Source organism: Mesobacillus sp. LC4 (assembly GCF_053543455.1).
Map to the genome: position 1 here is coordinate 90965 of NZ_JBGCUB010000001.1, position 24064 is coordinate 115028.

Below are 24064 nucleotides of genomic sequence, written 5' to 3' on the forward strand. Positions count from 1 at the left end.
TGACTCGAGGGGCTAGGCGCTGAAGCTAGACATTTCTCGAAGTGAATTTTATACTTAGTTTATAAGATAGAAACAAGGCGCGAGTAAATCGTGCCTTGTTTTCTACAATTAACACCGATATACATACATAATTTTTTAGCAATTTGCTCTAAGTCGATTTAACGGCTCGATTTATGGATAAGATGAGTTAGTACATATTTTTTTCGATTCATAAGCGCGAAACAAAAACGGCCGAGGGTTATTATTTCCTGTACTATGGCAAAATGTGATACAATGCAATACATACCTGCTCGATAGCAGCAGAAAAACTGTTACTTAACTGATCGTTTGCTTATGAATCGCAGCTTTATATATGTTTAGAAGTACTCAAGGGGTGAAGGCATTGTTCAAATTTAATGATGAAAAAGGGCAGCTCAAATGTTCTTTCTGCGGCAAGACGCAGGATCAAGTCCGCAAATTGGTGGCAGGGCCAGGCGTCTATATCTGTGACGAGTGTATTGAATTATGCACAGAAATCGTTGAAGAAGAACTTGGCACCGAAGAAGAAGTGGAGTTCAAGGATGTTCCGAAGCCACAGGAAATCCGCGATATTCTTAATGAGTATGTAATTGGCCAGGATCAGGCAAAGAAAAATTTATCTGTAGCCGTTTACAATCACTATAAGCGTATCAACTCGAACAGCAAAATCGATGATGTGGAACTGTCAAAGAGTAATATTGCGATGATTGGGCCGACAGGAAGCGGTAAAACTTTACTTGCCCAAACATTGGCACGTATTCTTAATGTTCCGTTCGCAATTGCGGATGCAACATCATTGACGGAAGCGGGTTATGTTGGAGAAGATGTTGAAAACATTCTTCTGAAACTGATCCAATCTGCTGATTACGATGTAGAAAAAGCCGAAAAAGGAATCATTTACATCGATGAAATCGATAAGATTGCCAGAAAATCCGAAAACCCTTCTATTACTAGAGATGTTTCCGGTGAAGGCGTACAGCAGGCACTATTGAAAATTCTTGAAGGAACAGTTGCGAGCGTACCGCCACAAGGTGGACGAAAGCATCCTCATCAAGAATTCATCCAAATCGATACGACGAATATCCTGTTCATTTGCGGTGGAGCATTCGACGGAATCGAGCAGATCATCAAGCGCCGCCTTGGCCAGAAAGTCATTGGCTTTGGTTCAGAAAAGAAAGAGGAAGATCTAGACAAGAAGGAATTGCTGTCTAAAGTACTTCCTGAAGACTTGCTGAAATTTGGGTTAATCCCTGAATTCATCGGTCGTCTTCCGGTAATTGCCAGCTTGACTCCACTTGATGAAGAAGCGCTAGTCGAAATCCTGACAAAACCGAAGAATGCTCTTGTAAAGCAGTATCAAAAAATGCTTGAGCTAGATGATGTCGAGCTTGAATTCGAAGACGATGCCCTGATTGAAATTGCAAAGAAAGCAATTGAACGCAAAACAGGTGCGCGCGGACTTCGTTCAATCATCGAAGGCATCATGCTGGACGTCATGTTCGACCTTCCTTCACGTGATGACATTGTTAAATGTATCATCACAAAAGAAACAATCGAAAACAGCATGCCGCCAAAGCTAGTGCTAGAAGACGGAACAGTACTTAAAGACGAAAGAAATTCAGCTTAATAACTCAGATCCCGGTGAATATTCACCGGGATTTTTTTCTTTAGAGGACCCCGCATTGAAAGTTGTTAAAAGAAAGGGCAACTTAAGACAGGTTGGGTGTTAAAGGAAGAAAAGCTGTCAAAAGTTAAGGCAACTTAAGACAGGTTTGATGTTAAAGAAGGAAAAGCTGTCAAAAGAAAGGGCAACTTAAGACAGGTTTGGGATGAAAAGAAGAAAAGTTGTCAGAAGTAAGGGCAACTTAAGACAAGTTGGGTGTTAAAGGAAGAAAAGCTGTCAAAAGAAAGGGCAACTTAAGACAGGTTAGGTGTTAAAGGAAGAAAAGCTGTCAAAAGAAAGGGTAACTTAAGACAAGTTGGGTGTTAAAGGAAGAAAAGCTGTCAAAAGAAAGGGCAACTTAAGACAGGTTGGGTGTTAAAGGAAGAAAAGCTGTCAAAAGAAAGGGCAACTTAAGACAGGTTTGTTGCTAAAGGAGGACAAGCTGTCAGAAGAAAGGGCAACTTAAGACAGGTTTGTTGCTAAAAGAGGAAAAGCTGTCAAAAGTAAGGTCAGCTTAAGACAGATATAGTGGTGTGGGCTGAAATGGTGTCCGAATCTTCTTCAAATCTACCGGAGAATCGGAAAATCTATTCATTTCACTGCCATACCAGTGTCTCTCCAGATGGGAAAATTCACTTGAAAATATTGTTTATTCCAACACTCTCAGGGAGATACTAGGTTAAAGCCAATAGTATCAACTTACGGGAGGGAATATAATTGAGTTGGACCGGAATCGCCTTGTTCATACAGCTGTTTTTTGGAATCATCATCGGGCTGTATTTCTGGAATTTACTTAAAAATCAGCGGACTCAAAAGGTATCAATTGATCGGGAATCCCGAAAGGAAATGGAACAGTTAAGGAAAATGAGATCGGTTTCCTTGAGTGAACCGCTAGCTGAAAAAGTCAGACCATCAAGCTTCAGGGATATTGTTGGACAGGAAGATGGAATTAAGGCACTAAAAGCTGCCTTATGTGGACCGAATCCTCAGCATGTCATCATTTATGGACCGCCTGGAGTAGGGAAAACAGCTGCGGCCAGACTGGTATTGGAAGAAGCTAAGCAAAACGAAAAATCCCCCTTCAAAAAATCTTCAGTATTTGTTGAGTTGGATGCCACGACGGCTAGGTTTGATGAAAGAGGAATCGCCGACCCATTGATCGGATCTGTTCATGATCCAATTTATCAAGGAGCCGGTGCGATGGGCCAAGCGGGTATTCCACAGCCGAAACAAGGTGCTGTTACCAATGCACATGGCGGAGTATTATTCATTGATGAAATTGGTGAACTGCATCCTATCCAAATGAACAAGCTTTTAAAAGTATTGGAAGACAGGAAAGTGTTCTTGGAGAGTGCGTATTATAATGAAGAAAACACGCAAATACCAAGCCATATCCATGATATCTTCAAAAATGGGCTCCCGGCAGACTTCCGTCTTGTCGGAGCAACGACGAGAACTCCAAGTGAAATCCCTCCGGCAATCAGGTCGAGATGCATGGAAGTATTTTTCCGTGAGCTAACCCAGGAGGAAATTTCTGAAGTAGCAAGGAATGCTGCAGAAAAAGTACAGCTGACTATGAGTGGAAAAGCGATTGAGATTTTATCGAATTATGCCCGTAATGGACGTGAAGCCGTTAATATGGTGCAGATTGCCGCAGGATTGGCAATAACAGATGAACGGACCTATATTAAAGAAGAGGAAATTGAATGGGTGGTCCATTCAAGCCAGCTGACGCCAAGGATGGAAAGACGGATTAATGAAAAATCAGCAGTCGGCCTAGTTAATGGCTTGGCTGTGTATGGTCCCAATACAGGCGCACTTCTCGAAATCGAAGTGACGGTCATCAAAGCAAAGGAAAAAGGGTCCATCAATATAACTGGTATCGTCGATGAAGAGAGTATTGGCGGACAGGGAAAATCAATACGACGTAAGAGTATGGCGCGAGGTTCGATTGAAAATGTCATCACTGTCCTTAGGTCGATGGGCGTTCCAGCCGATGAATTCGACATCCATGTCAACTTCCCTGGCGGCACTCCAATCGATGGCCCTTCTGCCGGAATCGCAATGGCGACAGGGATTTATTCAGCCATCTATAAAATCCCGATGGACAATACGGTCGCGATGACAGGTGAAATTAGCATTCACGGCAATGTGAAGCCAATTGGCGGTGTCTTTCCTAAAGTGAAGGCAGCAAAAAAAGCAGGTGCCAAAAAGGTGATCATTCCAAAAGAAAATGTCCAGACGATTCTGAATGAAATCACCGATATAGAGATCATTCCCGTCACCCACCTGAATGAAGTATTTGAAATTGCCCTTGTAAAAGATCATCCAAGAGAGCAAATCATTAAAGCAGCCGATGAATTGACTCAAAAAGAGACGAGCTAATCAAGCTCTTTTCTCCTAAAAAGCATTCATTTTGTGAAGGAACTTAGGTAATTTAATCCTAGCAGAATAGTTTGAGAATAGAGCCCTTAAAGAAGAACGCTTGCCGGCGTTCTTTTTTAAGGCTTTTTTCCTAATCAGCGTGCATTATGGGTCAAGATGGCATCTGCTAATCAGGTAGCTACAAATCTCCAAACTCTCTTAAAAAATTTCGCACAGCAATAAAGTGGGTTTATTTTTCCATGAAAAAGGAAAGAGGGTATGGGACGGTATATCAGATCCTTCCCAAAAATAATCTCGTCTGCTTTCGAAAGTAACTTCAGATGTGGACATATTTTCACATGAATATCAGGATACTAATCAATGAGGCTTATCGGTGCTGATATTAGACACTTGAAAATAAATACGATAGAATTGAACAACAAAGTATTATTATACTTATGGTTTGATACAATGCATGTTGGAGGTGCAATGTCATGGCGAATAAAAACGAACACACTGTCCCTCTCCTGCCGCTGCGCGGTTTACTTGTATATCCGACGATGGTCCTGCATTTGGATGTGGGGCGTGAAAAATCGGTACAGGCACTGGAGAAGGCAATGGTGGATGACCATTTAATCTATCTCACAACCCAAAAGGATATATCCATAGATGAACCAGGCGAAGAGGATTTGTATCAGATGGGTACATTGACTCGCGTCAAGCAAATGCTGAAGCTCCCGAACGGAACGATCCGTGTATTGGTTGAAGGATTGTCGAGAGCTGAAATCATTGAAATTTCTGATGAAAATGACCATTTCTCCTGTAAGGTAAGGACGTTCGAAGACGATGAATCCAAGGATGTCGAAGATGAAGCATTGATGAGAACGATGCTTGAGTATTTCGAACAATACATAAAAATGTCCAAGAAGATTTCTGCGGAAACGTATGCATCTGTTTCAGACATTGAGGAGCCAGGCAGGATGGCGGATATCATCGCCTCCCATTTGCCTCTTAAGTTAAAAGAGAAACAGGAAATTCTTGAGACGATTGAGATCAAGGAACGGATGAATCGTGTCATTGAAATCATCCATAATGAAAAAGAAGTTCTGGGCCTTGAGAAGAAGATTGGCCAGCGGGTTAAGCGTTCGATGGAACGGACCCAAAAGGAATATTATCTGCGTGAACAGATGAAGGCAATTCAAAAAGAGCTTGGTGAAAAGGAAGGGAAGACAGGAGAAATTGCTGAGCTGACCGAAAAAATCGAGCTTGCTGGCATGCCTGAAAATGTGAAGGAAACAGCTTTGAAGGAACTTGACCGTTATGAAAAGGTTCCGACAACATCAGCAGAAAGTGCCGTTATCAGGAACTATATCGAATGGCTTGTTGCTTTGCCGTGGTCAAAATCGACAGAGGATGACCTTGATATCAGCAAGGCAGAAAAAATCCTTGATAAGGACCATTATGGACTTGAGAAGGTAAAGGAAAGAGTTCTTGAATATCTGGCAGTCCAGAAGCTGACAAACTCTTTGAAGGGACCAATTCTTTGTCTGGCTGGACCTCCAGGAGTCGGTAAAACGAGTCTTGCAAGGTCGATCGCGAAATCCCTGAACCGTAATTTTGTAAGGGTTTCTTTAGGCGGAGTCCGTGACGAGTCAGAAATCCGCGGGCACAGAAGGACATATGTCGGCGCTATGCCAGGACGGGTCATCCAGGGGATGAAAAAGGCAGGTACGATTAACCCTGTATTCCTTTTGGATGAAATCGATAAAATGTCCAGTGATTTCCGCGGTGATCCATCTGCTGCGATGCTCGAGGTACTGGATCCGGAACAGAACCATAATTTCAGCGATCATTATATTGAAGAGGCATATGACCTATCAAAGGTCATGTTCATCGCAACAGCCAATAATCTTTCGACTGTACCAGGTCCATTGCTGGACAGGATGGAAATCATCAATATTGCTGGCTATACAGAGCAGGAAAAGCTGCATATTGCCAAGGACCATTTGCTTCCTAGACAAATCAAGGATCATGGTCTGTCAAAATCACAGCTGCAGATGAAGGATGAAGCCATTACAAAGGTGATCCGTTATTATACTCGTGAATCAGGTGTACGTTCGCTTGAGAGGCAGCTTGCATCCATCTGCCGGAAAACGGCGAAAATCGTTGTTTCCGGTGAGAAAAAGCGCGTGATTGTCAGTGAAAAGAATGTTGAGGACTTCCTTGGCAAGACTAAATTCAGGTATGGGCAGGCTGAGCTGGAAGACCAGGTGGGCGTTGCCACTGGACTCGCTTATACAACAGTCGGCGGTGATACACTCCAGATCGAAGTCTCCCTGTCACCAGGAAAAGGCAAGCTTGTCCTTACGGGTAAGCTTGGTGATGTGATGAAGGAATCTGCGCAGGCTGCATTCAGCTATGTGCGTTCAAAAGCGAAGGATCTTGACATTGATCCTGATTTCCATGAAAAGAATGATATTCACATCCACGTTCCAGAAGGGGCTGTACCGAAAGATGGTCCTTCAGCGGGGATAACGATTGCTACTGCTCTCGTTTCTGCTTTATCAGGAAAGCCGATCCGCAGGGAAGTTGGAATGACAGGAGAAATAACGCTCAGAGGGCGGGTACTGCCAATTGGCGGTCTCAAGGAAAAATCATTGAGTGCACACAGAGCTGGCCTTACGAAGGTTATTTGTCCAAAGGATAATGAAAAAGATATTGATGATATTCCTGAAAGTGTACGTAAGGAGCTTGAATTCGTGTTAGTATCCCATGTTGATGAAGTATTGAAGCACGCTCTTGCTAGCGGTGATTCTCAATGAAAGTAAATAGTGCAGAAATCGTGATCAGTGCTGTAAGGCCGAATCAGTATCCGGAAGGAAATCTTCCGGAATTCGCCCTTGCAGGCCGGTCGAATGTTGGTAAATCTTCGTTTATCAATAAAATGCTGAATAGAAAAGCCCTTGCAAGGACTTCTTCCAAGCCAGGCAAAACACAGACCCTTAATTTTTACCTGATCAATGAAATGATTCATTTTGTTGATGTTCCAGGATACGGGTATGCGAAGGTTTCCAAGTCGGAACGTGAAGCCTGGGGCAAAATGATCGAAACTTATATCACCTCACGCGAACAGTTGAGAGCGATGCTGCTGATCGTTGATCTAAGGCACCCGCCTTCAAAGGATGATGTGATGATGTATGATTTCCTCAAGCATTACGACATCCCGGTCATTATCATTGCGACCAAAGCGGATAAGATTCCGAAATCAAAGTGGCAAAAACACTTAAAGATTACCAAAGAAACTCTTGATCTCGATCCGGATGATACAATCATTCTTTTCTCATCAGAAACTGGCGAAGGAAAAGACAAAGCCTGGTCAGTATTAGGAAGTTTCATGAGATAATCTATCTTAAAAGAGTAAAGACCCTCACCGTGAGTCAGATCATAGTGAGGGTCTTCTTATTTCTTTTTAATGAATAACAGGTAGACACCAATCAGGATCAATGCTGCAGGCCAAAATCTCCATGCGGTCGAAACTCCATTTTCCAATAAACCAAGCCATCCGCTGATTCTGTCATAAAACAGCAGCAATGCTGCTAAAATGAGAAAGAGGACACCGTGGAACAAGCCGTTGCCTGTTTTCTGGTATCGCAGCAAAAAGCCAAGGGCTATGATTAATATTAAGGCTCCAAGATGATCCGGCCAGAGTGAGAATTTATTGACCACATGAAAGTGGACACCGAATCCAACGAGTATCACGCCCGGAAAGATAGCTTCATAATCCCTGCCCCAATATCCCTGAACTAAAAAGGCAGCTCCTACGATGATCAGAAGTGTCGGCCACGTATAAAATTCATTGAACAACGAAACATTTTCCTGCTGAAGATAAAAATATATTCCGAATCCAATCAATATCATTCCGGGTATAATTCTTTGATTTTTCATTCTATCACCACTTCCAGAAAGGCTCACTTGAATTAAAGGACAAACTTTGATAAGGTACATTAGGGAGTATGTTTATTTGCTTTTGATATAGTATAAAAGTATAACAAATAAACAGAACAGATAGTTCAATTTAATCACTGCATTTATATATATATGTTTTTTCGAAAGTTGTTCACATTTACAACGTAAGAAGGAAAAAAACGTCATGTATAATTGCCTTAGCCAATTATGCAATTTCTATGTGGGGGTGTCAATTCATAATGCATATTATCGTTGTCGGTCTAAACTATAAAACTGCCCCTGTCGAAATCCGCGAAAGATTGACATTCAACGAGGCGAATCTTGGTGAAGCCATGAGTGCCCTTCAGGAAAAGAAGAGCATCCTCGAGAATGTCATCGTATCAACTTGCAACCGTACAGAAATATATGCCGTGGTGGATCAGCTTCATACAGGCAGATATTATATCAAAGAGTTTCTATCTGAATGGTTCGGGATCCCTCAGGCAGAATTTACTCCGTTCCTGTTCATTTACGAGCAAGACGGTGCAATTGAACATTTATTCAAGGTTTCTTGCGGGTTGAATTCCATGGTGCTGGGTGAAACCCAGATCCTTGGGCAGGTGCGTTCAAGCTTCATGCTTGGCCTTGAAAAGAATACGACTGGGACAGTCTTCAACCAGCTGTTCAAGCAGGCAGTCACGATTGCCAAGCGCGGCCATTCCGAAACCGATATCGGCGCGAATGCTGTTTCTGTAAGTTATGCGGCTGTTGAGCTTGCCAAAAAGATCTTCGGGACTCTGGACCAGAAGCATGTCCTGATTCTTGGTGCCGGGAAAATGGGTGAGCTTGCGATCCAGAACCTTCACGCCAATGGTGCGAAGAAGGTAACGGTCATCAACCGTACTTACCAGAAAGCCGAGGATTTGGCGAATCGTTTCTCTGGCATGGCGAAAACTCTGGATGAACTCCAAACTGCGCTTGTGGATGCGGATATCCTGATTAGTTCGACAGGTGCGAAGAACTTTGTGGTCACTAAGGATATGATGGCAAAGGTCGAGCAAAAGCGAAAAGGAAAACCATTATTCATGGTTGATATCGCTGTACCGCGCGATCTTGATCCTGAAATCGCGACGCTTGAAAATGTATTCCTTTATGATATTGATGATCTTGAGGGCATTGTTGAAGCGAATCTGCAGGAACGCCAGAAGGCAGCAGAGAAAATCTTGATCATGATTGAAAGCGAGATCGTCCAATTCAAACAGTGGCTGAATACACTAGGTGTCGTTCCGGTTATCTCTGCATTGAGGGTCAAAGCCCTTTCAATCCAGCAAGAGACGATGAATAGCATCGAGCGCAAATTGCCACATCTATCTGATCGTGATATTAAAGTCCTTAATAAACATACAAAGAGCATCATCAACCAGCTCCTTAAAGATCCAATCCTTCAGGCAAAAGAGCTTGCAGCTGGACCGGATGCTGATGAAGCACTGAATTTATTCGTGAAGATTTTCAATATTGAACAGCTCGTCGCTGAACAAGAAGGAATGAAAACAGCTGAAACCAAGCAGGTAAAAGTTCCTTCGCCTCAGGCTTCTTTTCAGCCGTAAGAGAGGTAATGCCCATGGGTGATCTTTATATTACACGTCTCCATGAAATAACCATTGTGATTTACGCGGCTAGCGTGCTCTTATACTTTATCGATTTTCTTAACAGTAACCGGAGGGCGAACAAAATTGCCTTCTGGTTACTTGCATTTGTATGGGGATTCCAGACGATTTTTCTGCTATTTTACATGTTCGATCAAGGCCGGTTCCCAGTATTGACGCTGTTTGAAGGGCTTTACTTTTATGCATGGGTGCTGGTAACCCTCTCGCTGGCAATCAACAAACTCTTAAAAGTAGATTTCATTGTCTTTTTTACAAATATTCTTGGATTCATCATCATGGCGATCCATACCTTCGCGCCCGTGCAATATGATTCCAATGTGATGTCAGAACAGCTTGTATCGGAACTGCTGCTAATCCATATCACCATGGCGATCCTGTCATATGGGGCATTTTCGATTTCGGTGGTCTTTTCACTGCTTTATCTCATTCAATATGACCTTTTAAAGAGGAAAAAGTGGGGTAAGCTGTTATGGAGGATCACGGATTTGACAAAACTGGATTATTGGTCATACATATTGAATGTCATTGGAGTACCGATGCTGATTCTGAGCTTGATCCTGGGGCTTCAGTGGGCGTGGATCAAAGTACCTGACCTTGCCTGGTATGATGCCAAGCTGATAGGTTCATTCATCGTTCTCGCTGTTTATAGCATCTACCTGTATTTAAGGGTTGGCAGAGAGATGTATGGAAAATCGCTTGCCCTTTGGAATGTCGCATCGTTCCTAATTGTTTTAATCAACTTTTTCCTTTTTGGAAAATTATCATCTTTCCATTTTTGGTACCAATAATAGGAGGCTATCATGAGAAAAATTATCGTTGGCTCAAGGCGAAGTAAGTTAGCATTGACACAAACAAACTGGGTAATAGATCAGCTGAAAAAACTAGGTGCTCCTTTTGAGTTTGAAGTGAAAGAAATCGTTACAAAAGGAGACAAAATTCTAGATGTCACTTTATCGAAGGTTGGCGGGAAAGGTCTCTTCGTAAAAGAAATCGAACAGGCAATGCTGGACAAAGAAATCGATATGGCTGTCCACAGCATGAAAGACATGCCTGCAGTTCTGCCGGAAGGACTAGTCATCGGTGCAATCCCAGAGAGGGAAGATCATCGTGATGTCCTGATCTCCAACGATCATGTTGCTTTTAAAGATTTGAAACCAGGTTCAGTCATCGGAACAAGCAGTCTGCGCAGAAGTGCCCAGCTGCTGGCACAGCGCCCTGATCTTGAAATGAAGTGGATCCGCGGGAATATTGATACAAGAATCGGAAAGCTCGAAACAGAAGACTATGACGGTATTATCCTTGCTGCTGCCGGCTTGAAGCGCATGGGATGGGCCAGTGATACAGTAACTGAGTTCATTGATGAAGATGTTTGTGTACCGGCTGTCGGCCAGGGTGCTCTATCAATCGAGTGCCGCGGTGACGACGAGGAGCTGCTTCAGCTTCTTGAAAAATTCACATCAGCGGAAACAAGCGCGACAGTTGGGGCAGAAAGAGCGTTCCTTCATAAGATGGAGGGCGGCTGCCAGGTGCCAATTGCCGGATATGCCTATCTTAACGAGAACGAAGAAATCGTCCTGACAGCACTAGTCGGTTCTCCGGATGGAAAGACCATCTTCAAGGAGCAGGTAACAGGAAGAAATCCAGAAGAGCTTGGTGAGCTTGCAGCTGACAAACTCATCAGCCAGGGAGCGAAGGACCTGATCGACAAGGTCAAACAGGAGCTTGATAGTGAATGATTTCAGCGAATTCGCTGCAAAATAAAACGGTCATGATTCCAAGGGGAAAGGCTCACGCGAAGTCTTTCTCCGAATTGGTTGCAAAAAATGGAGGGGTTCCGGTGGAAATCCCTCTTATTGCCTTTCAGCCGGTCAAAGCTTCTGAAAAATTACTTAAAACACTTACTGATATACATACGTACGATTGGATCATTTTTACGAGTAATGTGACGGTGGAAACCTTTTATACTTTTTTTAAAAAGGGAGAGGTTCTTCTGCCCAAAGTTGCCGTGATTGGCGAAAAAACAAAAGAAATCCTTGTGGACAAAGGTGCTAAGGTAGACTTTGTACCAGGAGAATATGTTGCCGAAGGCTTTATTGAAGAGTTTTTACCACATGTCCATCATGGCGAGAAGGTCTTGATCCCAAAAGGGAACTTGGCCAGGGATTATATCTCGTCCGCTTTGAAGGAAAAAGGCGCGATTGTGGATGAAATCATTATCTATGAAACTTTCCTGCCTGAAGAAAGCAGAGGCAGGCTCGTTAAGATGCTAACGGAAGAAACTCTTGATATACTTACATTTACAAGCCCTTCCACGATCGATCATTTTATGAAAATCGTAGAGGAACATAATTTAAGGAGCAAGCTGGAGCACTGCATCGTTGCCTGCATCGGTCCTGTATCAAAAAGGAAGGCAGAGCAGCGGGGATTGAAGGTCCATGCCGTGCCAGAAAAATACACCGTTGAAGAGATGCTGAAAAGTGTTGCTAATTTTATGAATATTGGAGGGTAATCCATGAAACACCTTGAATTTAGCCGTCACCGCCGTCTTCGCCAAACAGCGAATATGCGCGCGCTTGTACGTGAAAACTATCTTCGCACTGAAGACTTGATCTACCCGCTTTTTGTCGTTGAAGGAGAAAATGTGAAAAAAGAAGTTTCTTCAATGCCGGGAGTCTATCAATTATCCCTTGATAACTTAAAAGAAGAAATGACAGAAGTGGATTCATTAGGCATTAAATCCGTGCTGCTTTTCGGCGTACCTGACGAAAAAGATGAAGTAGGCTGCCAGGCTTACCATGACCACGGGGTCTTGCAGGAAGCAATCCGAGTCATCAAAAAGGATTTTCCTGAAATGGTCGTCATCGCTGACACATGCCTGTGTGAATACACAAGCCATGGTCACTGTGGTGTCATCGAGGATGGCAAAGTTCTGAACGATCCATCCCTTGAGCTTCTTGGGAAGACGGCTGTCAGCCAGGCAAAAGCCGGAGCAGATATCATCGCCCCGTCCAATATGATGGACGGTTTTGTTACTGCGATTCGTTTTGCATTAGATGAAGCAGGATTCCAAGATGTGCCGATCATGTCTTACGCTGTAAAATATTCTTCTGCCTTTTACGGCCCATTCCGTGAAGCGGCGGAGAGTACACCGCAGTTCGGTGACCGGAAATCGTACCAGATGGATCCGGCAAACCGTACCGAAGCGATGCGGGAAGCTGAATCAGATGTCATGGAAGGAGCAGACTTCCTTATCGTCAAGCCGGGCATGCCATACCTGGACATCGTCCGTGATGTGAAAAATAACTTTAACCTGCCAGTTGTCATTTATAATGTCAGCGGCGAGTATTCAATGGTTAAAGCAGCAGCTCAAAACGGCTGGGTCGATGAAAAAAGCATCGTCATGGAAATGCTGACAGGCATGAAGCGTGCCGGATCAGACTTGATCATCACTTATCATGCAAAGGATGCAGCTCGCTGGCTTAAGGAGCAATAATTTTAAAGCTGCCTTAATAAAGACTGGAACTGAAACGCCAGAGTCTATTAAATGGAAATGAGGGATAGTATGCGCTCATATGATAAATCGATTCAAGCATTCAAGGAAGCGACAGAACTTTTGCCAGGAGGAGTAAACAGTCCGGTTCGCGCATTCAAGTCTGTTGATATGGATCCTATCTTCATGGAAAAAGGAAAAGGTTCAAAAATCTATGACATTGATGGCAATGAGTATATTGACTATGTACTGTCATGGGGACCGCTGATCCTTGGACACACGAACGAAAAGGTTGTTGAGGGAATCAAGAAAGTGGCAGAGCTTGGGACAAGCTTCGGAGCACCGACACTTGTTGAGAATGAGCTTGCGCAACTAGTCATTGACCGCGTGCCATCAATCGAAATGGTAAGGATGGTATCTTCGGGCACTGAGGCAACGATGAGTGCATTGCGACTGGCGCGCGGATATACAGGCCGCAATAAAATCTTGAAATTTGAAGGCTGTTACCATGGTCATGGAGACTCATTGCTGATTAAAGCTGGCTCAGGCGTCGCTACACTAGGCTTGCCAGACAGCCCGGGTGTTCCAGAGGGAGTTGCCCAAAACACGATTACAGTACCTTACAATGATCTTGAAAGCGTCCGTTACGCATTCGAACAGTTTGGTGATGATATCGCTGGTGTGATTGTTGAACCAGTAGCTGGGAATATGGGAGTCGTTCCTCCTGTTGAAGGCTTCCTCGAAGGCTTGCGTGAAATCACGGCTCAGAATGGCACAGTACTTATTTTTGATGAGGTTATGACAGGCTTCCGCGTTGGTTATAACTGCGCACAAGGCTATTATAATGTAACGCCAGACCTCACTTGCCTTGGAAAGGTGATCGGCGGCGGGCTTCCGGTTGGCGCATATGGCGGCAAGAGAGAAATCATGGAGCAAATCGCTCCAAGCGGTCCGATTTACCAGGCAGGCACACTATCAGGAAACCCGCTGGCGATGACAGCTGGCCTCGAGACATTGAAGCAGCTGACGCCAGAGTCATACAAAGAATTTGAACGCAAAGCTGACATTCTTGAAAATGGACTGAAGGCTGCGGCTGAGAAATACGGGATTCCGCACACAATCAACCGCGCTGGATCCATGATCGGCATCTTCTTCACAAATGAAAATGTCATCAACTATGACGTGGCCAGACAATCGAACCTGGAATTCTTTGCAAGCTACTATCGTGAAATGGCAAACGAAGGAGTATTCCTACCGCCATCACAGTTCGAAGGATTATTCCTGTCCACAGCACACTCAGAAGAAGACCTGGAAAAAACAATACAAGCAGCCGAAAAAGCTTTTGCTAAGCTGCAGAATAAATAAGCTCATTAGACACTCTTCGATTGAAGGGTGTCTCTTTCTTTTCATGAAAATGTGATGAGTTGGGAATATAATAGGTTTTTAAGGAATATATTTATAGGCTCTGTTAAAGCTAAATGTCGTTTTTACATCCTGTTGATTGTAGTGGAAGGCGCGAAGACTCCTCGAAAATGCTAACGCATTTCCTTCGTGCGTGGGTAAGTTCAAGGAAGTAATTCAAAGTCCTGCGGGATCAGCAAGTCATCGGGAGACCCCGCAGGCGCCGAAAGCGCCGAGGAGGCTCACGGACTGCCCGCGGAAAGCGAAGTGCCTGGAACGAAAATCAACAGCCTTGATTAACAGAGCAAAGAATACTTTGTTTTAAGGGATCTATCATGACTTCTAAAGAATATATCATTCTATGTGTCAAGTACTGGACACAGCCAACCCCTTTTTATGTTCTAAATTATCATAAAAGTAAATACAGACTCATAAAGTGTTAATGACATAGTGATTTTACGTTTAAGGAATGAAAGGAGGAGTCGCTTTGTCTCAGGGGAATCAATCGTGCCTGCGATTTTCATTAGAAGAGTCTGTGTGGTTTCAAAGAGGACAGGAAGTCGCGGAGCTTGTCTCGATTTCACTCGATCCGAATATAACCATCCAGGAAAATGAACAATACGTATCCATTCGCGGATCGCTGGAGTTGACTGGGGATTATACATGCCGTGAACAGCAGCAAGAGGTTGATGATCAGATCTCAGCTCTTAAGTATGTGCATTCTGTGATGGAGAGGGAAGAAGGAGTCTATGAGTTCCTTCATCGTTTCCCGGTGGATATCACAATTCCTAAAAATCGGATTGAGAGCATTTATGACATTGATATTCAAGTAGAAGGATTTGATTATGAGTTCCCAGAATCAGACCGCCTGAAGCTGAATGCAGACCTAGCCATCACGGGCTTGTACGGCGAACAGCAGCATGAAGCCGAAGAGGATGCTGATAGTGAAGAGGCACAGGAACTGGAAGTCAGCTACAGGGAGGCTACTGCAGAAGTTGACGTCGAGGTTGAAACAGAAGCAGGTGCAGCAAATGATAGCCAGGAAGAAAGAGAGGAAGCAGACTTCCCAGAAGCTCCAGCCTATTCGTTTGTCCAGCAAAATGAGACTTTGAGTCAACAAGAAGAAGATACCTATGAAGAAGAACTTTATGCCCCTTTCAGGGCTGAAGCGAAGAAAACTGCTGCCGTAGAGGGCGCCTCGGAATCCGAACAACAGGCTCAACGAGAACCAGAGCTGGAATATGCTCTAAGTGATTTCAGAGGTGAACAGAAGCCCATAATGGAAGTCGAGGTTGAGGAAGAGGAGGTCGAGCTGGAGGCACCAGAAGAGCCAGTCTCAGAAAGTATGCCAGCCGAAGTGGAAGAGTCTCCCGAAAGCTCATCCTCTCCAGTATTGAAAAAGAAGAAGCCGAACATGAAACAAGGCATTTCCATTGCTGAATTCTTAGCGCGTAAGGAAGAAGAAACAGAAGTTGCTAAAATAAGAGTATGCATTGTTCAGCAAGGCGACTCGCTTCAATCGATTTCCGAACGCTATGATGTGCCAGTCCAGCAGCTTCTCCGGGTCAATCATCTGAGCATCGACCATGAAGTTCATGAAGGCCAGGTACTATATGTTCCTGGAGTAGCGGTTCATAATAATTAAATAAACATTTATATTTAGCAACGCCTTGTCCAAAAGGAGGCTGGTTGTCAGGGCTGGCTTGGCTGCTGGCTGGGATTGCTATAGCTTTTAGCATGGGCAGGTGTCTGACACCTGCCCAGCTGTATTTATTCGAGAATAAAAAGGTATAATCGTTAATTCGAGAATTGTCCAGCTACAGCGCCTAGCCCCTCGAGTCACTTCGGTCCGCCCAATGAAGTCAAAGAACGACTTCACCGGTCGGCCCTCCAGCGCTTGTCGGGGCTGACCAAGGCGCTTACGCTTTCTAAATATGAAATTCAGAAAGTAGGCGAGAGACCGATGGATGATCGCAATTTTTTAAAAGAAGAATCGGCAGTGTTAAAACAATACCCTATTAATCCGTATTTTGCAGAGGATTTTGGCAAAGTGAAAAAGGTCTATGCGAATTCAGGCACTTACGCTTTGAAGAAAATCCACCCGCATGAATCAACAGATTTTATCAAACATATCCAGCATCTTTACCAAAAAGGCTATAACAGGATTGTTCCAGTCTACCCGGCAAATGACGGACGTTATGCGGTACTGCATAATAAGTCACTGTACTATTTAATGCCGTGGATCCCGAATGAGACGAGAGAGGACCAGTCACAAAGACACCAGCAGCTGTTCAGGGAATTGGCGAGGATGCATACTTTATCAGTCAAGGAACTGGAAATCAGTGAAGAAGTGAAGCAGGAGCATTATGAAAAGACGTTAAAAGAATGGGAAAAGGAAGAAGAATTCATCAACGGATTCCTTGAAAGCTGTGAGGACAGAGTATATATGTCACCGTTTGAACTGACGTTCTGCCTGTATTATATACAGATCCGCCAGGCAATGCAGTTCGCTAAGCAAAAACTGGAGTCATGGAATGAAAAGACGAAGGTGCAAAAGAAAACGAGGACGGTAACTCTTCATGGTAAGGTATCTCCTGAACATTTCCTGTTCGATGAAAGGGGCTACGGATATTTCATCAATTTCGAGAAGGCCAGGCAAGGCTCGCCAATCCAGGATTTGCTTCCATTCCTGGCAAGGTCGCTGAAAACCCAGCCGAAGTATGGAGATGAAGTCATAGACTGGATCTATGTCTATTTAAAATACTTTCCATTCCGAGAGGATGAAATGCAGCTGTTCATGAGTTATCTGGCTTTTCCGTCAGGCATTATCCGTGTTGCGGAAATGTACCATCAGCGCAAAGTGGAAGTGGATGAAAGGAAGTTTGTCCAAAAACTGCAGCGGCAGTATTGGCTTTTGAGCAATACAGGCTACGTGGTGACCAAGATTGACGAAATGGAAAAACAAAAAGAACAGGCAAAACAAGAAGGAGCCCAGAGCTAAAAGATGCTCCAGGGCTCCTTAAATCATTTCGAATTTGATTGCCAGTGCAATCAGGATGAAAATTGTTAGCAAGAATACATCAAATGTTGACGGAAAAAACAGGGTGCGTATACCCTGGAAAACACAAAAAGGAATAATGAGCTGAGCGCATACTGCCCGTGCTGTCCTCGCCCACTTCGGGAGTGTATAAGGATTATACCTTCGTCTCTTCATCGTCATCCCTCCAAACAATCAGGTATCCCTTTTTCCATTCTATGAGTGACTTGCCCAAAATGTGCTTATTGCTCGCACATTAAGGTTCAAAAAGTATAAAATAATAAAAAATAGGAAATGATGATTGACGTCAATCCACTTTTTTGGGTAGTATATCTAGTATACAAAACACATAATAAAGCAAAGCTTTGACAGGGAAGAGTACATGAGCAGCCAGCTTCAAGAGAGGGAGTCCATTAGCTGGGAGGACTTCTAAGCCGGAACCATGGAAGGTCGCCCTTGAGCATCGCCTGGGAACGGATTTCTCTCAGTAACAGGCGACGGTGAAGAACCGTTATCCGTATTTGAGCCAGCAGCAGAACTCAGTTTTTACCGTTGCTGGGAAAAAAGGTGGTACCGCGAACAAACTCCATTCGTCCTTTTATGGCGAATGGAGTTTTTTATTTTTCAGGAAATGAATGGAGGAAAAATGATGGAAGAGAATTTGTCTATGCCGACTAAATACGATCCGTCTTCGATCGAGCAAGGACGTTATGAATGGTGGATCAAAGGTAAGTTTTTCGAAGCGAAGGACGATGATACGAAAAAGACTTATACAATTGTCATCCCGCCGCCAAACGTAACTGGAAAGCTGCATCTTGGCCATGCGTGGGATACAGCGCTTCAGGATATCCTGACACGAATGAAGCGCATGCAGGGATATGACGTATTATGGCTCCCGGGAATGGACCATGCGGGCATCGCAACACAGGCAAAGGTTGATGAAAAACTGCGCAGCCAGGGAATCAATCGCTACGAACTGGGCCGTGAAAAATTCCTTGACGAAGCTTGGAAGTGGAAAGAGGAATACGCACAACATATCCGCACACAATGGTCAAAGCTTGGATTAGGGCTTGATTACAGCCGTGAGCGCTTTACTTTGGATGAGGGATTATCAAAGGCTGTAAAAGAAGTTTTCGTTTCTTTATACCGCAAAGGCCTGATCTACCGCGGCGAATACATCATCAACTGGGATCCGGCAGCGAAAACGGCTTTATCTGATATCGAGGTTATCCACAAAGATGTCCAGGGTGCTTTTTATCATATGAGATATCCTCTGGCAGATGGCAGCGGCCATATCGAAATCGCAACGACAAGACCGGAAACGATGCTTGGCGATACAGCGGTTGCTGTCCATCCAGAAGATGACCGCTACAAGCATTTGATCGGCAAGACTGTCACCCTGCCAATCGTCGGCCGTGAGATCCCGATTGTAGGCGATGATTATGTCGATATGGAATTTGGATCAGGCGCCGTTAAAATCACGCCTGCACATGACCCTAATGACTTTGAAATCGGCAACCGCCATAACCTTGAAAGAGTTCTTGTCATGAACGAAGATGGCTCAATGAATGCTAAAGCCGGCAAGTATCAGGGAATGGATCGCTTCGAGTGCCGCAAGCAAATCGTCAAGGACCTTCAGGATGCTGGCGTATTGTTCAAGATTGAAGAGCATATGCACTCTGTAGGTCACTCTGAGCGCAGTGGTGCAGTAGTCGAGCCATATCTATCCACTCAATGGTTCGTTAAAATGCAGCCGCTTGCCGATGAAGCAGTCGCTCTTCAGAGTAAAGAAGAGAAGGTCAACTTTGTCCCTGAGCGTTTTGAAAACACCTATATGCGCTGGATGGAAAATATCCGTGACTGGTGTATTTCCCGTCAGCTATGGTGGGGCCACCGCATCCCTGCCTGGTACCATAAAGAAACAGGTGAGGTATACGTTGACCATGAACCGCCGGCAGACCCTGAGAACTGGGAACAGGATAATGACGTTCTTGATACATGGTTCAGCTCAGCGCTATGGCCATTCTCGACAATGGGCTGGCCGAATGAAGAAGCAGCTGATTTCAAGCGCTATTACCCGACAGCCGCCCTAGTAACCGGCTATGATATTATCTTCTTCTGGGTTTCAAGGATGATTTTCCAGGGACTAGAATTCACAGAACAGAGGCCATTCAAGGATGTATTGATCCACGGACTCGTTCGTGCAGAAGATGGCCGTAAGATGAGTAAGTCACTAGGAAACGGTGTTGATCCGATGGATGTCATCGACCAGTACGGCGCCGACTCGCTCCGCTACTTCCTGACAACAGGAAGCTCACCGGGGCAGGATCTTCGTTACAGCACCGAAAAGGTTGAGGCAACTTGGAACTTCGCGAATAAAATTTGGAACGCATCCCGTTTTGCGTTGATGAATATGAATGGCCTTAAATATGAAGAAATCGATTTGAGCGGCGAGAAATCAGTTGCCGACAAGTGGATTTTGACAAGATTGAATGAAACAATCGAGACTGTGACAAGACTTTCAGACCGTTATGAGTTTGGTGAGGTTGGCCGAGCACTTTACAACTTCATCTGGGATGACTTCTGTGACTGGTATATCGAGATGGCAAAGCTTCCGCTCTACGGCGAAGACGAAGCTGCCAAGAAGACGACAAGGTCCATTCTTGCATACGTTCTAGACAACACGATGCGCCTGTTGCATCCCTTCATGCCATTCATTACCGAAGAAATCTGGCAGAACCTGCCTCATGAAGGGGAGTCCATCACGGTTGCAAGCTGGCCGCAGGTTGACCCTGCTTTAACTGATAAAGAAGCAGCAGATGATATGAAGCTTCTAGTTGAAGTCATCCGTGCGGTAAGGAATATTCGCTCTGAGGTGAACACACCTCTAAGCAAGAAGGTAGATATGTTCCTGAAGGCAAAGGATGAAAAGACATTAAGCATGCTTGAAAGTAACCGTGGCTATATCGTTCGTTTCTGTAATCCAGAGAACCTGGAAATCGGACTTGAAGTCAACGCTCCTGAAAAAGCGATGACAGCAGTTGCTACAGGACTTGAAATCATCATGCCACTTGAAGGCTTGATCAATATTGATGAAGAAATCGCCCGCCTTCAAAAAGAAAAAGAGAAGCTGGATAAAGAAGTAGAACGTGTCCAGAAGAAGCTGGCTAATGAAGGCTTTGTCAAGAAAGCTCCTGAAAAGGTCATCGATGAAGAACGCGCGAAGGAAAAAGACTATCTGGAAAAACGTGCAGCAGTCGAAGCGCGCATCAATGAATTAAGAAACTAAAAATAGTAACTCTGAAGACGAACCATTTTGGTTCGTCTTCATCTTGAATTGAGGTGTTTATATATGTTTGAAACATATGAGCAAGCAATTGAATGGATCCATGCAAGGCTGCGTCTGGGAATGAAGCCAGGCCTTTCCAGAATGGAATGGATGCTTGAAAGGCTGGAGCATCCTGAAAGAAGGATCAAGACCATCCATGTTGGCGGCACGAACGGAAAAGGCTCGACCGTCACCTTTCTGCGCTCGATCCTGCAGACAGCTGGATTCAGGGTCGGCACGTTTACTTCGCCATATTTTGAACAATTCAATGAGCGTATCAGTATTAACGGCCACCCAATCAGTGACGAAGAATTGGTTGAGCTGACAAATGTGATCAAGCCGCTTGCTGATGAGCTGGATCATACCGAATTAGGCGGACCGACTGAATTTGAAGTGATCACCGCAATGTCCATTTATTATTTCGCCAAAATGTCTCCTGTTGATGTCGTCATTTATGAAGTGGGACTTGGCGGGCGTTTTGATTCGACCAATGTCATTCACCCGCTGCTATCGATCATCACCAGCATCGGCCTCGATCATACGGCAATCCTCGGTGATACATATGAACAAATAGCGTTTGAAAAAGCAGGAATCATCAAGAACGGTGTAAGCGTCATAACTGGAGTGAAACAGCCTGAAGCACTTGATGTTATTAAAAGAAAAGCACTAGAAGGTAAGTCCCCCATCTACCATCTGGGGAATGAATTCACAGCAAGTTCTAGGGAATCTTTGGAGCGTGGAGAAAAATTCACTTTTTCAAGCATGTTCGGCCAAATTCAGGACCTAAGTACCTCAATGATCGGTTCCTATCAGGTGGACAATGCTGCCTGTGCTGTAATGGCCAGCCAGGTCCTTGCAAGCTACTATTCGTTTATGATTGAGGAAGAGCATATCAGGGATGGGCTTATTCAAGCTTACTGGCCTGGACGTCTTGAGGTTTTAAGTGAGGATCCTTTAGTCCTGATCGATGGGGCTCATAATGAAGAAGGAATCAATGCGCTCGCAAGTGAAATTAAATCTCGATTTGCCGATAAAAAGATTAGTATCCTATTTGCAGCCCTGAAAGATAAAAAGTTGGACAAGATGATTGCAAGTCTAGAAGAGGCTGCTGACCAACTTACTTTTACAACCTTCGACTTTCCTCGTGCAGCTTCTGCGGAAGATTTAATGGAAGTTGGACCGAACGATGGAAATAAACAAATCGCAAATGATTATCAAGACTTTCTCTCTATGAAAATAAATGATTTGACTAAAGATGAAATCCTGATTGTCACAGGCTCTCTTTACTTTTTATCCGAGGCAAAGCCTTTCATAATGAACGTGTTGAAAAATAAATAAGAAAATTATGACATTGAACAAAAAGTTTGCTAAACTATTTAAAAAGTGCGACTTTTTACCCAGGAAGGAGGTGGATAGATAAAGATGACTCCCATGATCAAAAAATCAATATGGTTCAGCTGGCTGCTGATCGTGCCGGTTGGACTCTGGGTGACTTATCAAGTCTATCCGCCTCCAAGTGATCTACCTGTGTGGGAAGTTTTTGCCTTCCTTTTATTGATGGCTGTCGTGGCTGCCATGCCAATGGTTGTCAACAATACGCCAATCTTCCTGATCCAATGGGTGTCGCTAGCAGTATTCCTGACATACGGCATCTTTGTGGAAATGGTTTTGATGCAAATTTCTGTGCTGATATTGTTAATGAGACTTCGTGTCCAAAAGTCCGACACATATAGGTTCCCGCTGAATTCGTTAATGTTCTTTATTGTTTCATTAGTGAGCGGATTAATTTTTTACGCCCTTGGAGGGACACATGGAGAACATTTGGCCGACGATCCATATACTTATATTTTGGGAACGGTCTATGGAATTAGCAATTATGGAGTGAATACTTTATTCCTGATCCTTCTGCAAGCCATCGTCCTTAAACTGAAGGGACCTTATTTCGGAAAAGATTTCATTTGGGAAACCGTTACGACTTTGATCACATTCCCTGTAGGATTCATCCTTTATGAACTATACCAAAGTGAAATGGGACTCTATTCCCTACTGTTTGTTGGAATTCCTTTCGCCAGTTTGTCTATCATTCTCAGTCTCTATTATTCAAGCGGAAAGGTGAACCATTTTTTACAGAGTGCCGCTGAGATCGGCCACCAGTTGGCTGAGAGGCTGAAGTCGGATGATGTTCTTGACCTCTTCGTCCAAAAGGTGATCGAGATGCTTCCGGTTGACTATGCCTACATTTTGGATGTAGTGGATGAGAAAGAGCTAAAGCTGATCCATAAGGTAGAGTTTGGAGAAGTGATGGAGCCAGTTGCCGATCCTCTTGGAAAAGGCATGGGAATAAGCGGGCTTGTCTGGGCTGAGAAACAGCCTGTACTCTTCCATTCAAAAAAACAATGGAAGCATATTAATTCAGGCTATATCCCAGCAGGTGCTGAAAGCATTCTCGGTGTGCCAATCGTCAGGAACAACCAGGTGATCGGTGTCCTCGTCCTGGCCGCAAACAAAAAAAGGGCATTCGAAAAATCACAGCTGATGATCATCGACATACTATGCTCCCACTTTGCTATTGCTGTGGAAAATGCCAGACACCATGAAAAAACAAAGGAATACAGTGAACGTTGCGCGTTGACTGGACTGTATAATTATCGCTATTTTGAAAACATGCTGACTGCCGAATTCGAAAAATTACAATTTGGCCACAGGGACCTTTTATCACTCATCCTGCTCGACATTGACCACTTCAAATCCGTCAACGATACATACGGCCACCAAAGTGGAAACGAGATTTTAATAGAGTTAGGAGAACGACTGAGGAAAAAAATCGGCGGCATCGGTACCGTTGCCCGCTACGGAGGAGAAGAATTCGTCATCCTCCTGCCGGAAATGATGAAAGGCGACGCCCTTAAACTCGCAGAACAAATCAGGCTGATGATTGCCAACGAGCCTTTTACACTGCTGCAGTCGATGGATGAAGAAGGAAAACAATTATTAGTTAGCATTACTGCCTCAATTGGAGTGGCAACCGCCCCGCAAGATGCGGACGATTCTTTGGCATTGATCAGGCATGCAGACAGGGCTTTATATGTTGGTGCGAAGAGATCGGGTAGGAATAGGGTTGCGGAATATGTTAAGTGAAAAGGCTGATCCC

The 24064-nt window shown here is 44.2% G+C and carries 17 protein-coding genes and 1 other annotated feature; of the genes, 15 read left to right on the forward strand and 2 right to left on the reverse strand.

Annotation, left to right across the window (positions count from 1 at the left end; translation table 11 throughout):
• Positions 1 to 382 precede the first annotated feature (382 nt).
• The 4 genes from clpX to yihA all read left to right on the forward strand — a co-directional run bounded on the left by clpX (position 383) and on the right by yihA (position 7448).
• On the forward strand, positions 383 to 1645 hold the full coding sequence (gene clpX, locus AB5I83_RS00435) for an ATP-dependent protease ATP-binding subunit ClpX (protein ID WP_226646536.1): 1263 nt from the start codon (positions 383 to 385) through the stop codon (positions 1643 to 1645).
• A gap of 753 nt (positions 1646 to 2398) precedes the next feature.
• Positions 2399 to 4066 (forward strand): ATP-dependent protease LonB, encoded by a 1668-nt coding sequence (gene lonB / locus AB5I83_RS00440; RefSeq protein ID WP_226085444.1) that lies wholly within the window; start codon positions 2399 to 2401, stop codon positions 4064 to 4066.
• Between the two features lie 473 nt (positions 4067 to 4539).
• The gene (lon, locus tag AB5I83_RS00445) at positions 4540 to 6867 is read left to right on the forward strand and encodes an endopeptidase La (protein ID WP_448972105.1); all 2328 of its coding nucleotides are present in this window, start codon (positions 4540 to 4542) and stop codon (positions 6865 to 6867) included.
• On the forward strand, positions 6864 to 7448 hold the full coding sequence (yihA, locus tag AB5I83_RS00450) for a ribosome biogenesis GTP-binding protein YihA/YsxC (protein WP_167832786.1): 585 nt from the start codon (positions 6864 to 6866) through the stop codon (positions 7446 to 7448). Before lon ends, yihA begins: the two co-directional genes overlap by 4 nt.
• Before the next feature lie 56 nt (positions 7449 to 7504).
• Here yihA and AB5I83_RS00455 read toward each other — a convergent pair whose 3' ends face one another.
• A complete protein-coding gene (locus AB5I83_RS00455; RefSeq protein ID WP_448972106.1) occupies positions 7505 to 7990 on the reverse strand; it encodes a LiaI-LiaF-like domain-containing protein in 486 nt (161 codons plus the stop codon).
• A 260-nt stretch (positions 7991 to 8250) separates the two neighbouring features.
• Here AB5I83_RS00455 and hemA point away from each other — a divergent pair, with 260 nt between their 5' ends.
• The 8 genes from hemA to ysxE all read left to right on the forward strand — a co-directional run bounded on the left by hemA (position 8251) and on the right by ysxE (position 17549).
• Entirely contained in the window at positions 8251 to 9597 is a 1347-nt protein-coding gene (gene hemA, locus AB5I83_RS00460) for a glutamyl-tRNA reductase (protein WP_167832788.1), read from the forward strand.
• A 14-nt stretch (positions 9598 to 9611) separates the two neighbouring features.
• On the forward strand, positions 9612 to 10445 hold the full coding sequence (locus tag AB5I83_RS00465) for a cytochrome C assembly family protein (RefSeq protein WP_448972107.1): 834 nt from the start codon (positions 9612 to 9614) through the stop codon (positions 10443 to 10445).
• Positions 10446 to 10457: 12 nt separating this feature from the next.
• On the forward strand, positions 10458 to 11393 hold the full coding sequence (gene hemC / locus AB5I83_RS00470; RefSeq protein WP_448972108.1) for a hydroxymethylbilane synthase: 936 nt from the start codon (positions 10458 to 10460) through the stop codon (positions 11391 to 11393).
• Positions 11390 to 12166 (forward strand): uroporphyrinogen-III synthase, encoded by a 777-nt coding sequence (locus AB5I83_RS00475; RefSeq protein WP_448972109.1) that lies wholly within the window; start codon positions 11390 to 11392, stop codon positions 12164 to 12166. Before hemC ends, AB5I83_RS00475 begins: the two co-directional genes overlap by 4 nt.
• 3 nt (positions 12167 to 12169) lie before the next feature.
• Positions 12170 to 13150: a porphobilinogen synthase gene (hemB, locus tag AB5I83_RS00480; protein WP_448972110.1), complete on the forward strand. Its 981-nt coding sequence runs from the start codon at positions 12170 to 12172 to the stop codon at positions 13148 to 13150.
• Between the two features lie 69 nt (positions 13151 to 13219).
• Positions 13220 to 14512 (forward strand): glutamate-1-semialdehyde 2,1-aminomutase, encoded by a 1293-nt coding sequence (hemL, locus tag AB5I83_RS00485; protein ID WP_448972111.1) that lies wholly within the window; start codon positions 13220 to 13222, stop codon positions 14510 to 14512.
• 523 nt (positions 14513 to 15035) lie between these two features.
• The gene (gene spoVID, locus AB5I83_RS00490) at positions 15036 to 16193 is read left to right on the forward strand and encodes a stage VI sporulation protein D (protein WP_448972112.1); all 1158 of its coding nucleotides are present in this window, start codon (positions 15036 to 15038) and stop codon (positions 16191 to 16193) included.
• 318 nt (positions 16194 to 16511) lie between these two features.
• A complete protein-coding gene (gene ysxE, locus AB5I83_RS00495; protein WP_448972113.1) occupies positions 16512 to 17549 on the forward strand; it encodes a spore coat protein YsxE in 1038 nt (345 codons plus the stop codon).
• A gap of 18 nt (positions 17550 to 17567) precedes the next feature.
• Here the strand turns inward: ysxE and AB5I83_RS00500 are convergent, their stop codons facing one another.
• Positions 17568 to 17762 (reverse strand): hypothetical protein, encoded by a 195-nt coding sequence (locus tag AB5I83_RS00500; RefSeq protein WP_448972114.1) that lies wholly within the window; start codon positions 17760 to 17762, stop codon positions 17568 to 17570.
• 179 nt (positions 17763 to 17941) lie between these two features.
• Positions 17942 to 18186: a binding site (T-box leader), on the forward strand.
• A gap of 45 nt (positions 18187 to 18231) precedes the next feature.
• On the opposite strand from AB5I83_RS00500, the gene AB5I83_RS00505 reads away from it, so the two are divergent.
• From AB5I83_RS00505 to AB5I83_RS00515, 3 genes are all read left to right on the forward strand, one after another.
• Positions 18232 to 20874 (forward strand): valine--tRNA ligase, encoded by a 2643-nt coding sequence (locus AB5I83_RS00505; protein ID WP_448972115.1) that lies wholly within the window; start codon positions 18232 to 18234, stop codon positions 20872 to 20874.
• 63 nt (positions 20875 to 20937) lie between these two features.
• Entirely contained in the window at positions 20938 to 22251 is a 1314-nt protein-coding gene (locus AB5I83_RS00510) for a bifunctional folylpolyglutamate synthase/dihydrofolate synthase (protein WP_448972116.1), read from the forward strand.
• 84 nt (positions 22252 to 22335) lie between these two features.
• A complete protein-coding gene (locus tag AB5I83_RS00515; RefSeq protein ID WP_448972117.1) occupies positions 22336 to 24051 on the forward strand; it encodes a sensor domain-containing diguanylate cyclase in 1716 nt (571 codons plus the stop codon).
• Positions 24052 to 24064 lie beyond the last annotated feature (13 nt).